We start from the raw sequence: 11,665 nt of genomic DNA on the forward strand, positions 1-11,665 counted from the left end.
CCGGTCACGGAAGCCGTTGCGGTAGGTCAGCCGCTCGCCGGTGCGCTCATGCCGCCCAGCCCCGATCAGGCCTTCCACATCGGCCTCCATCAGCATCTGCAGCACCGCCTCGGCGACACTGCGCAGAAAGTCACTATCCCCGGCTTTCGCCAGCAGCTCAGCCAGTGGCAGTCTGTCCTCGGTCATCGGGTCCTCGGCCGGTCAGGGGTGGGAGCGTCGCAACTCCACCCTAGCCGCCAGGTCCGATGGCCACCCCAACTCTACACCCCAGCCAAGGCCGGATTTTCCACCACCTCCGTAGACGCTACCCAGTTCTCCTGTCGGGCGGCTCTCGTTGCAATCGTGGGCTGTTGCCCTGCCGCAGGTGCCATGGCCCAGACCCAGCAGCAAGCAACTCCCTTCAACCTGACGCACTGCTGGGTGGCCAGCACCACCGTCATCGAGCGCGCGCCCACATTTCGCGCCCAATCGCTCCCGCAGCAGGGCGTCACCCGCGCGAATGAACCCGGCGGTCAATTCGACAACTTTGCCACGCGCTGCCTCGGGACCATCGCGTCGATAAACGGTGCTCCACCAGAGGGTAGGGGGTATTGCGAATGGGCTGGACCTGGTGAGGATCGGGTGTTCATCCGCTGGACGCTGGAGGCAGGCCGGGGCAGCGGCGTCTTCGTCGGCGGTACTGGCCGCTACAAAGACATTTCGGGTGACATTTCGTTCCGACCAATCGCATCCATTCCCACGCTGGAGCCCGGTGTCATTCGCACCTGCCTTCACAACACAGGGGAGTTCAGGCTGCCCTGATCCCTCGTCAGCTTCCCCAAGTCCGCAGCACCGCCCCGCACATCGCCAGCGGCTAACCTGCGGGGCTGGCGGTTATCGCAAAGGAGGCTTCGCTCAATCTCGTCAGTTGGAGAGGGAGGGAGGCTCTGACCTCCGAACTGTACACGTTGCGTCGTTTGTTATCGCGCAAAGTGGCGCCCCGCGCAGTTCCCTTCCGGCTCCCAAGCCGAACCCTATCTCGAGGCGAAATTGGCTTCGTGATGTTTATGCAACAGGCGATCTAGCTTTTGGAAGGGGGGGGTATCGCAAGCCAGATGAAAGCCGATCCTACCGCAACCTAGCCGAGTTCTACTGGCCACTGGGCCGCTTGGAACATCTTCCAGCAACCGCTCCCGCTCAAACTCGGCGAGTTCTTTGCGCGTTGGCGCTGCGGAAGGAAAGGAAGGAGCGGGTATGCAGTCCTTCATCATTGGCTATCTCAGCCTGTCGCTACTGGTGACCGCGTTTTGGGTGCGCCCGCCCCTTGACTGCGACAGCGACGATTCCTGCGACTAACGACCTCAGCCCTTCGCCAGCATCGCCCGGGCCCGCAGCACCGCGCCGCACGTCGCCCGCGCCTCCGTCACCCCTTCGGGGCTAGGTCCGGGTAGTAGGCGCCGCACGGGTCGCTTGCGTACCCGACGTCGTGCTTCGGACAGTTGGCCGAGAGCGCCAGCCGCACCGCCGGCAGCCCCGCCGCCGGGCCGAAGCGCTCGATCAGCGTCGCCAGCCGATATTGCCCTGCCCTGCCGCAGCGCCGGCAGCCGAGGCGAACGACACCGCCAGCCGGCCAGTCCCGCAGCAGAACCGAGCCGTCGCCAGGCCGCTCCTGATCGAGCCAGCCGGGGCCGCTCACCGCTCCCCCTTCGGCACGGCTCGCATGTGGCGGGGCAACCGCCCCTCATCGAGCCATAGGTCAACCATGGGCGTGATGGTCCCCACGACGCCGAAAGTCTGGCGGTCCAGTGGGTGCCCCTTCAGGAACAAGCCGCAGACATGGCCCCCCTTGCCGCACTCGATGCGGGCACCGCGGTAGCTGTATGTCGGGCCGCCCCAAGGGCCCTCGGCCGCGGTCAGCTCGGGCTCAGGGCGTGCCGCTGGCGGAGGTGGATCTAGGAACAGAGCCATGAGGCGAGATATGGCTCTCCAAACCTAACGATCCATTTACGGTCAATAGGTCACTGGCTATCCACCAATCCGAGAGCCGGAAGGGGCGTGCTGCCTGCAAGTGACACCACCCCGGCCATTTGCGGTCAGGGCATGCCGGGGCCGGATGGCACCCTCTCAACGCCTTCCTCCCTCGGTGGAACGCCCGCATGGATCACAGGCTTTAGTCCTTAGAAACCTGACGGTGAGTTTATTCCGGTACTACTATCGAAATACGGGAAGTGGAGCTATTCCCTCGCAACGTTTCGAGGGCAGCTATTGTGCAGACAAAACGCAAAGCGTTCCCCGCTGGTTACGTGAAGGTCTCCGTGCGGTCGCGGTCACCGAAGCTGTGGGGCTGGGAGGTGTACCGTGATCGCGACGACACCGTCGTTGAGCGATCCGCCAACCTCTTCCGATGTGCAGAAGATGCCTGGAAGGCTGGCCAGATCGCACTCAGCAACCTTCAGCCAGTACCCCAGCCGAAGATGACGCCGGTCGAACTACAAGCCGCTCAGCTGCCGCCCCATCTCGCCGCCGTGCAACTAGCCTGACTGTATCGTCCTTCTCCAGCCCTGCCGTATCACGGCTCAGCCCAGCCACGGTCGTCAGAACGGCCGCTGGAGCTCAGCCCTTTGCCAGCATCGCCCAGGCCCGCATCACGCCCCCGCACATGGACAGCGGCAGGGTTCGCCCAAACTGGCCGTGATGCGGATAGTGCCACTCGCCGTCGAGGCCGGAGCGGCGGCACGGCGCATAGACCCAGCCGCCAGAATGGGTAGTCGGCATCCACTCGAAGCCCGCCGGCAGCAGGGTCCGCGTCGCAGCCGCGTCCGTGGTGTAGAGCGGCACAGGCCAAGCTAGGCGAAGCGCCTCATGGATTGCTGCATCGGCTGCGGCGCTGCCGGCCTCGACCTTGGCCAAGCGATCGGCGATGCGGATCAGGCGATCAAAGATCACCGGTCCCGCCACCGCGACCACCATGGCCGCCGGCCTTTGAGTTGCTTCTCTAATACCAAGTCCCGGTGATCCCAACCTGTCAGCGGCGGAGGGGCGCGCCCTCGACGCAACCCGCTCCAGCCTCGGAGGAGCCGCTTTACTGCATGGGTTCTCATCAGCGGGATTTGGTATAACAGCTGATCCAGCCGCTTTGTCGCTGCCTCTGCCACCCGCACGGCTTTCCGCAATGCAGCCGCCTCGCCTTCCGCTCGATCCGCGCGGCTCTGCTCGACTGCGACCAAGGCCAGGGCGGCATCATGCTCGGCACGCAGTTTGTCCTCAGCCTCACGGAATGCCGCAATCGCCTCGGCTAGGGCTCTGGTATCGAGCGCTTCTTCGGGTGGTTGAACGGGTGGTCGGGGCCGTACATGTTCGGATGCGTCTTCGGGGATGAGGACCAGCATGCGGCCGTTGTTGCCCGGGCGCTGTCGCCATTTCAGGCGTATAGCCCGCCGCCTGACAGCCTCAGGCGATAGCCCCAGCGCCTCGGCAGCTTGCTGGTAGGTGAGCCATTCCATGTCTCAGGCCTGCGCCCGTGCTGGAGCCTTGACCCCGCGTGCAACCGGCTCCCCGCAAACCCGGCAACGCCAGTGCCGATCGTCTCCGCCCGGGTCGGCATAGAGAGCGCCGCACCTCGAGCAGACGATCACCAGCTGGGGCACGGGCTTCGGTTGGCGCATCCCCTCACTTCGCCTTCGGCACTACCCGCATGTAGCTCGGCAGCCTCTTCTCCTCCATCCACAGGTCGACCAGCGGCGTGATGGTGCCGACCACGCCAAAGCTGCAGCCACGCAGCGGATGGTCAGGCATTCGCAGCAGGCAGACATGCCCGACCTTCTGGCAGTCGATGACGGCGCCGCGTCCGTCGTCACCTCTGTGAAAGGTTGGGCAGCCCCGCCGCTCGGCATGCGGCGGGGCGATGTCTGCTGCGGCTCAAGCCAGTTGCTCGTCTGCCTCAGGCGACTTGGGCTTGCCCCTCGACCTGGCGCTGTGGCTGTGGGCCACGCAGCACGTTGCTGCTGACACTGCCGACCTCAATCCGACGCGGCCGCATCGCCTCGGGCACCTCGCGCTTGAGCTCGATCGTCAGCAAGCCGTCGGCGAGATCGGCGCCCGCCACCGTCACATGGTCGGCCAGCTCGAAGCGACGCTCGAAGGCGCGGCCAGCAATGCCGCGGTGCAGCACCTGGCGCTGCTCCCCGCCGTCTGCCTCAGCACGGCTCCGCCGCTCGCCAGTGACGACCAGCATGTTCTGCTGGGCTACCACGTTCAGGTCGTCGGGCTTGAAGCCGGCCACCGCGAGCGTGACGCGGTAGCTGTCTTCGCCGGTCCGCTCAATGTCATAGGGCGGATAGGTCTCGTCCACGCCGCCGCGCGTCGCATGCTGCAGCAGGTTGAACATCCGGTCGAAGCCAACAGTCGATCGGAACAGCGGGCTGAAGTCGTACTCGGTCCTCATCTCCACATCCTCCTCACGAAGCAACATGGACACGGGCGGCGCCGGATCTCCGGCAGCTCACACCGGACCCCATCCGGGCGCCCGGCGGCCCTGATTGAGGGATTACAGGAGCATCGTTCAAGATCCTCGCGACGGCTTAATTGCGGTGAAGTGGCTATCCGATCCAGCGCCGCCAAAACGGCCTCCGGGCGTTAGCCCATGGCCAGCGGCTCCATCGCGTCCCATTGCCCATGATGGGCTAGCGCCGGCTGCCGCGGCGACCGGCATTTGCGACATGAGCCTGCCACCTGACCAGAAGCCGCCCGTGAAGCCGAAGATCTCGCCCGAGGAGCGCCAGCGGCGAACCGCCGACCGGCTGACCATGATCCGGTTGAAGATGACGATCGGCACCAGCTGAATGAAATGGGCATCACCACGCCCACCGAGATTGGCGCCGCCCTGGGGATGCCGCCGGCGGAGGCGACCAAGCTGCTGACCCGGCATCAATGGCGTGAAGGCGACGTGGCACAGCTCGAAGCCGCGGCGGCACGGCTGGGGGTGCAGGTGCCGGAGCCGGTAAGCGTTTAGGCGGCTAGACGGCGGCACCGGAAGCGGTCAGGGGTGCGGAATGAGCCCCGCCCCTTCTCCACCGGCGGGCAACTGCTGTCGGTCGAGCTACCCGACTTTCTCGACTTTTAGGCCTAACTGTCCACCAGTTCGGTACAAGTTGTCCGTTGCTTGAACAGTATTTTATAAGCAAAATTACAAATCAAAATTTCGCCCATTCGGGTTTGCATTGTAAACATGACCAGAATGGCCTAGGTCGTCATCGGATTTATAAGCAAGTTCTACAATAAACCTTCCAATATAGTCCAACAGCATTCCCAACAATACTATTGTTAATCCAAGAAATATTGCAGGCAACATGAAGATTTGTTTCATGGTTACCATCCATTGCGCGAGTTCAATAGTCCATCGTCGCAGCTTCAACAGTAAAGCAGCCCAGCAAATCGACGCGCAATGGTTGTTTTTGTCGATACATACACGCAATGATTGTGACAAACCGCTTAAGCTCTAGCCCGTCTTAATGGCCGATCCCGCTGGCTGAGCGAGGGCGCACCTTTAGCTGCTGCTTAAGGCGCAGTTCCTGGGCCCGGCGCTTCCTTCTTGCTCCGGCCAGCGAATGGGGTGAGGCGAGGACCCGTCGGTGCGACCTGGCCGGCGCCTCGACCCAATGGCTGGCGCTGCGTGTCGCCAAGCTGGCCCTGTCCTGGGGTGCAGCCGCGCGGCGGATGGGGGCGGACTTGCCGACCCGATAGCCGCCGGCGGAACGCTCCCGAACCTGGCCGGCTAGGGCCACGTTGGGAGAGAGCTTCTGATGTACCCCCCGACCTACAGGCCGCCCTTCTTCCGAAGGGCGGCCTTTTCTATGCCGGTGGTGTTAGGGCTCGCTGCCGTAGCTCGCTGTATAAGCGGCGGGCAGCGGCTGCTTCATCAGCACGAAGCCCGAGCGGTCGAGGTATCGGACCAGCGGCTCCGCCGTGGTGGAGCTATGAATTCGGCCGCTTCCGCCCCACCACCGGTACCAAGCGCATGTAGCTGGGGCCGCTGCTCCTAGACCTGCAAATGGATCTGCAAGGCGATGGTCCCGACCACGCCAAGGTCGTGCCCGCTGCTCCTGGTGGGCTAGCGCTCGCCGCGGCGGCGCGGCTGGGGGTGCGGGGGTCGGACAGGGTCGTATGACCGTTGAAGCCGGGTAACTCCGGCCGAGGAAAGGACCCTGACTTCTGGTGCGCTTTCGAAGTTGGCAAGGTAGGGGTGATTGGCGATGAGCCTTCAAACGCCCGATAAGATCAGGAGCTGAACCGCCCCGGGTTTGCCGGAGGCTGGTTGGTTTGGGTCACGCCGCTAAGGCAGGTGTCTCCAGCTGGGCGTAGTAACGCACCTCGGCCTCGGCCGGTGGCATGTTGCCGATCGGCTCAAGGAGACGTCGGTGGTTGTACCAGTCCACCCACTCCAGGGTGGCGAACTCGACCGCTTCCATGTTGCGCCACGGCCCGCGCCGGCGGATCACCTCGGTCTTGAACAGGCCGATGACGGTTTCGGCCAGGGCGTTGTCATAGCTGTCGCCGACGCTGCCGACCGAGGGCTCGATGCCGGCCTCGACGAGCCGCTCCGTGTACAGAATGCTGACGTATTGCCGGCCGCGGTCGCTGTGATGAATGAGGCCGCCCTTCAGCGGACGGCGGTCGTGCAGCGCCTGCTCGAGGGCATCGAGGACAAAGTCGGTATGTGCTGTCCTCGACACTCGCCAGCCGACGATGCGGCGGGCGAAGACGTCGATGACGAAGGCCACGTAGACGAAGCCCTGCCAGGTGGCCACGTACGTAAAATCAGCCACCCACAGCACGTTCGGCTGCAACGTCCGGAACTGGCGGTTCACCTTGTCCGCCGGACACGGCGTGGCTTTATCGGCGATCGTGGTCCGCCTCTCCTTGCCACGCACCGCACCGTGCAGGCCCATCTGTCGCATCAGTCGCTCCACCGTGCAGCGGGCCACGGCGACGCCCTCCCGCGCGAGTTGACGCCAGACCTTGCGGGCGCCGTAGACCCCGAAGTTGGCCTCGTGCACCCGCCGGATCTGCGCCGTGAGCACTAGGTCCTGCTGGGCGCGCGGCGAGGCCTTCGCCGGGTCGGCGCGCTGTACGACACGGGCATGGTAGGTCGACGGGGCGATCCGCAGCACCCTGCAGATCGGCTCGACCCCGTACTCCCCGCGGTGATCGTCGATGAAGGCGATCATGGCTTCGAGCGGCGGTCGAGCTCCGCCATCGCAAAATACGCCGACGCCTTCTTCAGGATCTCATTCGCCTGACGCAGTTCGCGGACCTCGCGTTCCAGCGCCTTGATCCGCTCCCGCTCCTCCGTCGTCGCACCGGGCCGCTGACCACTATCGCGCTCCGCCTGCCGCACCCACTTCCGCAGCGTCTCCCCCGTGCAACCGATCTTGGCCGCGATCGAGCCGATCGCAGCCCACTGGGACACGTGATCGCCCCCGTGCTCCAGCACCATCCGCACCGCCCGCTGCCGGACCTCAGGCGAAAAGCGGTTCGACGTCTTCTTGCTCATGGCTCCACCCTCTCAAGGTTCGGAGCCTCCGGCAAATCCGGGGCGGTTCAAGCCTTCAGAGAAAGCTGTATTGCAAGGCGAAGGCGGAGCCTGCTTTCCGCTTCTACATCCTCTACGACAAGATCTGCCGCGACGACATCCTCCGCCACGCCTATGCGCTTGCCCACTCCAATGCGGGTGCGCCAGGAGTGGACGGGTTAACGTTCAAGCAGATCGATGCGTCGGGCGTGGAGGACTGGTTGGCGGGTTTGCGTGAGGATCTTGTCTCGAAGACTTACCGGCCTGATCCGGTGCGCCGGGTGATGATCCCAAAGCCCGGCGGCGGTGAACGGCCGCTCGGTATCCTGACGATTCGGGATCGGGTGGTTCAGACGGCGGCGAAGATCGTGCTGGAACCCGTGTTCGAGGCAGACTTCGAGGACAGTGCCTACGGCTATCGCCCGCGCCGGAGCGCGATCGATGCCGTCAAGGAAGTGCACCGGTTGCTGTGCCGGGGGCACACCGACATTGTCGATGCCGACTTGTCGAAGTATTTCGACACGATCCCGCATGCGGAGCTCCTACGATCAGTAGGCCGCCGCATCGTCGATCGGCACGTACTACGGCTGATTAAGCTGTGGCTGCGGGCGCCGGTTGAGGAGCGGGATGGCGACGGGAAGCGGCAGATGAGTGGCGGCAAGGGTCATAAACGCGGCACGCCCCAGGGCGGTGTCGCAAGCCCATTGCTAGCCAACATCTATATCAACCGCTTCCTGAAGCATTGGCGCCAGACGGGACGGGGCAAGGCATTTCGCGCGCACGTCGTCTCCTATGCCGACGACTTCGTCATCCTCAGCCGCGGTCGCGCGGATGAGGCGCTGGCGTGGACGGGGGCGGTCATGACGAAACTTGGGCTGACGCTCAACGAGGCGAAAACCTCGGTGAAGGATGCCCGACGCGAAGGCTTCGACTTCCTTGGCTACACCCTGGGACCGCGCCACCTGCCCAACGGAGGGCGCTGGTATCTGGGGGCGAGCCCGTCCAAGAAGAGTGTGCAGAGGGTCAAACTGAGGTCGGCGAACTGCTTGTGCCAGGCAACAAGAACACCTGGGACGAAGTGCGGACACGATTGAACCGCGTCTTACGCGGGTGGTCGACCTACTTCTCCTATGGCGCTCTCGCGTCTGCATACGAGGCCGTCGATCAGCATGTCTATGACCGGACGCGACACTTTCTCCGTCAACGACACAAAGCGCAGGGGCGTGGAACGGACCGGTTCTCCCGTGAGCATGTCTACGGGGAACTGGCCGTGCTAGGCCTTCGATGCGAGCGCGGGCGGTCGTCGCCGTGGGCCTTGCGATGAAATCAGTCGGAAAGCCGGATGCGGGAAATCCGCACGTCCGGTTTGATGAGCGGGGACGGGAAACGGGGCTTTGCTACCGCGCCCGTCCTCGACTCTACAGATCAAAGGCAAGAAGCGTCACGTCCTGGTCGACACCCAAGGCTTGCTGATGCAGGCCATCATCCACGCCGCCGATATCCAGGACCGCGACGGTGGCGTGCTGCTGATGGGCTCGCTATTCGGCCTCTACCCCTTCCTGTTGAAGCTCTACGCCGACGGCGGGTACCAGGGCGCCAACTTCCAGGCCGGACTGCGGCCAGATCAACCTCGAGATCGTCAAGTGATCCGAGTTGCGCCAGTTCGTCGTGCTGCCGAAGCGCTGGATTGTCGAGCGCTCCATCGCCTGGCTCAATCGCTGCCGACGATTGGCCAAGGATTGGGAGTGCTTGAACCGTCGCGCGCTTGCCTTCCTGCGCTGGGCCTCCGTCCGTCGCATGCTCCGAAGGCTATGTCAGAAAACTACATGATCCCGGATGGACTCTTAGCCTTTTCCCGCCGGTCACGCGTCTTCACCGCCTCGCAGTGCATTTGGAGATTCTTTTTCCATCTTTCGGCGCCAAGCCGTGAATAGCATGTGTTGCAGGTATCACGGCTGTTGGAATAGGCGAGGTAGGGCGTTGCGCTGCAGAGCCGGCATGCTCGATCCTCGATCTGATGAAGGGCGGGCTTGTACCGCGCGCGTTGTGCTTCCGGCGAGTTGCTTGGGAATGAGTTGCGCGGACGCTTGGGCCATTCGGCCAAGTCCAACCTGCCTGTCCGCCGGAGCCGCGAATAGTGCTTCGAGCAGTAGAGCGAGGTAGAGCTGTAGCCTGGCCTGCCGCACCCCGGAACAACGCACGCCACCTAGACCTCCCGCCCGTTTCGGGGTGAATAGAATTTTATCAGGCAAGAAAAACCTTGCTCGAATCCTACTATCGAACTGCAACAAACCCGTGAAGTTCAGCCCATCACGTGATTCTGGAATCGGTTACTGTAATCGTCTAAGCTTCATCCTGCTCAAATGACTTATTGTCTTGAGGGATTGACCGTTGGGGTAATGCACCAGCGGCCTTTTCCGTTTTAAGGCTTCTTGGTCCCTGCCACAGCTTCCTGCACGGCCGTGTTCACCAGACCGCCAATGGCTTCGGCCTCGTTCACCCCATCCAGCGCTGCCGTCCCAACCATGGGATGCATCAGCGTCCTGACCGATGCCAGCACCTCGGCCGGCAGCTTGTCGGCCAGCTGATCCGCCAGCTCGTCCGCCCGCGTATGCATCCTGACGGCCGTGGTGTGATCGACGGTGCCATCAGGTTCGCTCATGTCTCGTCCTCCGGGCCCAAGCTTAGTGCAGGACGGGGATGTGCATAACCCATTGACTCGAATGGATATGCCCCCCCGCACAACCCAAAAGCATTGTCAACCAAACATTAGTATGGCTTTACGCGGTTTTCCGCCATAGGTTGGTTGAACCCGGCCGTATTAGGCACTAACGGGCAACACCATTTCAGACGAGACGAGCCACATGACGGCACCCAACCCGTATACTCGCGACCGCATACTTCAGTTTGCCGACCGCATGGCCCGCGACGCCGAGACGCTGCGCGTGAAGGCCAGCAAGCCGGCTGCCATCCCCGGCCATGGCTACTACATCGTGCAGGTGCGCCTGCCTGACGACAGCCTTCGCCTCGCCACCTGCCACTCCACCTGCCCTGATGATGCCGTCAACCACATCTGCGGAAAGTGGGTCGAGCGGACCGGCCACAAGTTCACCGAGATCATGCCGATCTTCGCCATTCGCTGCGACAAAGACGCGGACTTCTACGAGATCGAGGCAGGGTAATGCAGCGCCACTTCATCATCGTTCTGACCAACCCTGACGGCCAGGTCGGCCTGCTGCCCATCGAGGGCGACATGTCCGTCGAGACGGCCGCTGCAACCGCTGAAGCGATTCTGGGCGGCAGCGACGAAGCACGCTCCGTCTGGATCGCCGAAGTCCCGCCCGGCGCTGTGCAGTTCTACCGCGTCAACAACGACAAGCGCCGCGTGGAATGGGAGGAATTCCACCACCGCCAGCACTAACTGTCGGGTCGCGGAACATTGTTGGGACCCGGTTGAGCTGGCCATCGTAACCTACGCCTACCGCTTCAAGAGCCTTCCTGCTGCTGCCGTACGCCGGAGGGCACCGTCAAGTGGTTTTGTCAGGTCTCGCGCCAGTAGGGTCGTTTGGCTGGCCGGGCCTGGGCGGGTAGGCTTCCAGGGCCAGCGGCGCGGGAAGTGGCGATGGAGTGTGTGGCCTGTGGCTCCGCTGCCGTGACGGAGCGGCCAGAGCGTACCGCCCGAGGCTACCGCCGGTTCCGCTGCCGAGACTGCGGCAAGCAGTACAACGAGCGCAGCACCGGGCTGCTGAACCATACCCAGTACCCATCCGACGTCATCGCCCTCGTGGTGCTGTGGCGGCTGCGCTACCGCCTGACCCTGCGCGACCTGGCCGAGATGTTCCTACAGCGCGGCCTCGTATTCAGCCATGAGGCCGTGCGCGACTGGGAGGCGAAGCTCGCACCGGTGCTGGCGGACGACCTCCGTCGACGACGGCACGGCAAGGGCGGCGCCCGCGGCCGGCACTGGCACGTTGACGATACCTATTTAAGAGTTCGTGGTCGCTGGGCGTATCTGTATCGGGTAATTACCCACCCCCTGACTTCTGCGGCGGAGTGGTCAGGCCGTGACGGTCGTCAGGATCGTGCCGAACACGCTGGTGCCGGGCACGAGGCGGG

Annotated in this window: 15 protein-coding genes, 1 pseudogene and 1 other annotated feature; of the genes and pseudogenes, 9 read left to right on the plus strand and 7 right to left on the minus strand. The window is 63.8% G+C overall.

Features of this window, described 5'->3' with window-relative positions; all coding sequences use genetic code 11:
• Positions 1-186: transposase (locus tag EP26_RS31105; RefSeq protein WP_043345616.1), on the minus strand; the 186-nt coding region annotated here is incomplete at its 3' end.
• Positions 187-369: 183 nt separating this feature from the next.
• Here EP26_RS31105 and EP26_RS36075 point away from each other — a divergent pair.
• Positions 370-801 carry a hypothetical protein gene (locus EP26_RS36075; RefSeq protein ID WP_157034014.1) on the plus strand — a complete coding sequence of 144 codons (432 nt, stop codon included), beginning with the start codon at positions 370-372 and terminating at the stop codon, positions 799-801.
• Between the two features lie 601 nt (positions 802-1,402).
• On the opposite strand, the gene EP26_RS31110 is transcribed toward EP26_RS36075, so the two are convergent.
• The 4 genes from EP26_RS31110 to EP26_RS31125 all read right to left on the minus strand — a co-directional run bounded on the left by EP26_RS31110 (position 1,403) and on the right by EP26_RS31125 (position 4,423).
• Positions 1,403-1,675 carry a hypothetical protein gene (locus EP26_RS31110; protein WP_043345619.1) on the minus strand — a complete coding sequence of 91 codons (273 nt, stop codon included), beginning with the start codon at positions 1,673-1,675 and terminating at the stop codon, positions 1,403-1,405.
• A 917-nt stretch (positions 1,676-2,592) separates the two neighbouring features.
• Positions 2,593-2,925 carry a hypothetical protein gene (locus tag EP26_RS31120; protein WP_169747573.1) on the minus strand — a complete coding sequence of 111 codons (333 nt, stop codon included), beginning with the start codon at positions 2,923-2,925 and terminating at the stop codon, positions 2,593-2,595.
• A 723-nt stretch (positions 2,926-3,648) separates the two neighbouring features.
• Positions 3,649-3,774: a hypothetical protein gene (locus tag EP26_RS38450; protein ID WP_281177185.1), complete on the minus strand. Its 126-nt coding sequence runs from the start codon at positions 3,772-3,774 to the stop codon at positions 3,649-3,651.
• 145 nt (positions 3,775-3,919) lie between these two features.
• Positions 3,920-4,423, minus strand: coding sequence for an Hsp20 family protein (locus EP26_RS31125; RefSeq protein WP_052389930.1), 504 nt, complete (start codon positions 4,421-4,423; stop codon positions 3,920-3,922).
• Positions 4,424-4,697: 274 nt separating this feature from the next.
• Between EP26_RS31125 and EP26_RS38455 the strand changes: the two genes are divergently transcribed.
• Entirely contained in the window at positions 4,698-4,820 is a 123-nt protein-coding gene (locus EP26_RS38455) for a hypothetical protein (protein ID WP_281177186.1), read from the plus strand.
• A gap of 5 nt (positions 4,821-4,825) precedes the next feature.
• Positions 4,826-4,990, plus strand: coding sequence for a thioredoxin domain-containing protein (locus tag EP26_RS36080; RefSeq protein ID WP_157034015.1), 165 nt, complete (start codon positions 4,826-4,828; stop codon positions 4,988-4,990).
• 1,312 nt (positions 4,991-6,302) lie between these two features.
• Here EP26_RS36080 and EP26_RS31135 read toward each other — a convergent pair.
• Positions 6,303-7,531 (minus strand): IS3 family transposase gene (locus EP26_RS31135; protein ID WP_408735136.1). Its coding sequence is split into 2 segments (ribosomal slippage): positions 6,303-7,237 and positions 7,237-7,531, totalling 1,230 coding nucleotides; the frame shifts between segments, so codons are not numbered across the junction.
• Positions 7,131-7,247: a sequence feature (AL1L pseudoknot), on the minus strand. It overlaps the preceding gene by 117 nt.
• Positions 7,532-7,668: 137 nt before the next feature.
• Between EP26_RS31135 and ltrA the strand changes: the two genes are divergently transcribed.
• From ltrA to EP26_RS34485, 3 genes and pseudogenes are all read left to right on the plus strand, one after another.
• Positions 7,669-8,643, plus strand: coding sequence for a group II intron reverse transcriptase/maturase (gene ltrA, locus EP26_RS31145; RefSeq protein ID WP_281177189.1), 975 nt, complete (start codon positions 7,669-7,671; stop codon positions 8,641-8,643).
• On the plus strand, positions 8,628-8,873 hold the full coding sequence (locus EP26_RS38985; RefSeq protein ID WP_408735137.1) for a group II intron maturase-specific domain-containing protein: 246 nt from the start codon (positions 8,628-8,630) through the stop codon (positions 8,871-8,873). Before ltrA ends, EP26_RS38985 begins: the two co-directional genes overlap by 16 nt.
• A gap of 97 nt (positions 8,874-8,970) precedes the next feature.
• Positions 8,971-9,379: pseudogene (locus EP26_RS34485) on the plus strand (transposase); the annotation flags it as partial.
• Positions 9,380-9,971: 592 nt separating this feature from the next.
• Here the strand turns inward: EP26_RS34485 and EP26_RS31150 are convergent.
• Positions 9,972-10,211, minus strand: coding sequence for a hypothetical protein (locus EP26_RS31150; protein WP_043345634.1), 240 nt, complete (start codon positions 10,209-10,211; stop codon positions 9,972-9,974).
• 202 nt (positions 10,212-10,413) lie between these two features.
• On the opposite strand from EP26_RS31150, the gene EP26_RS31155 reads away from it, so the two are divergent.
• The 3 genes from EP26_RS31155 to EP26_RS31165 form a co-directional block, all read left to right on the plus strand.
• Positions 10,414-10,731: a hypothetical protein gene (locus EP26_RS31155; RefSeq protein ID WP_157034017.1), complete on the plus strand. Its 318-nt coding sequence runs from the start codon at positions 10,414-10,416 to the stop codon at positions 10,729-10,731.
• On the plus strand, positions 10,731-10,970 hold the full coding sequence (locus tag EP26_RS31160) for a hypothetical protein (RefSeq protein ID WP_043345638.1): 240 nt from the start codon (positions 10,731-10,733) through the stop codon (positions 10,968-10,970). The genes EP26_RS31155 and EP26_RS31160 overlap by 1 nt, the downstream gene beginning before the upstream one ends.
• A gap of 201 nt (positions 10,971-11,171) precedes the next feature.
• Positions 11,172-11,665: DDE-type integrase/transposase/recombinase (locus EP26_RS31165; RefSeq protein ID WP_157034025.1), on the plus strand; the 494-nt coding region annotated here is incomplete at its 3' end.

Origin of the sequence: Belnapia moabensis DSM 16746 (genome assembly GCF_000745835.1) — a bacterium.
GTDB lineage: Bacteria > Pseudomonadota > Alphaproteobacteria > Acetobacterales > Acetobacteraceae > Belnapia > Belnapia moabensis.

Excerpts from the sequence above, each read along its gene's own strand:
- EP26_RS36075 (WP_157034014.1), top strand. The coding sequence starts at position 370 with ATGGCCCAGACCCAGCAGCAAGCAACTCCCTTCAACCTGACGCACTGC.
- EP26_RS38450 (WP_281177185.1), bottom strand. The coding sequence starts at position 3,774 with ATGCCTGACCATCCGCTGCGTGGCTGCAGCTTTGGCGTGGTCGGCACC.
- EP26_RS31125 (WP_052389930.1), bottom strand. The coding sequence starts at position 4,423 with ATGAGGACCGAGTACGACTTCAGCCCGCTGTTCCGATCGACTGTTGGC.
- EP26_RS38455 (WP_281177186.1), top strand. The coding sequence starts at position 4,698 with ATGAGCCTGCCACCTGACCAGAAGCCGCCCGTGAAGCCGAAGATCTCG.
- EP26_RS36080 (WP_157034015.1), top strand. The coding sequence starts at position 4,826 with ATGGGCATCACCACGCCCACCGAGATTGGCGCCGCCCTGGGGATGCCG.
- EP26_RS31150 (WP_043345634.1), bottom strand. The coding sequence starts at position 10,211 with ATGAGCGAACCTGATGGCACCGTCGATCACACCACGGCCGTCAGGATG.
- EP26_RS31155 (WP_157034017.1), top strand. The coding sequence starts at position 10,414 with ATGACGGCACCCAACCCGTATACTCGCGACCGCATACTTCAGTTTGCC.
- EP26_RS31160 (WP_043345638.1), top strand. The coding sequence starts at position 10,731 with ATGCAGCGCCACTTCATCATCGTTCTGACCAACCCTGACGGCCAGGTC.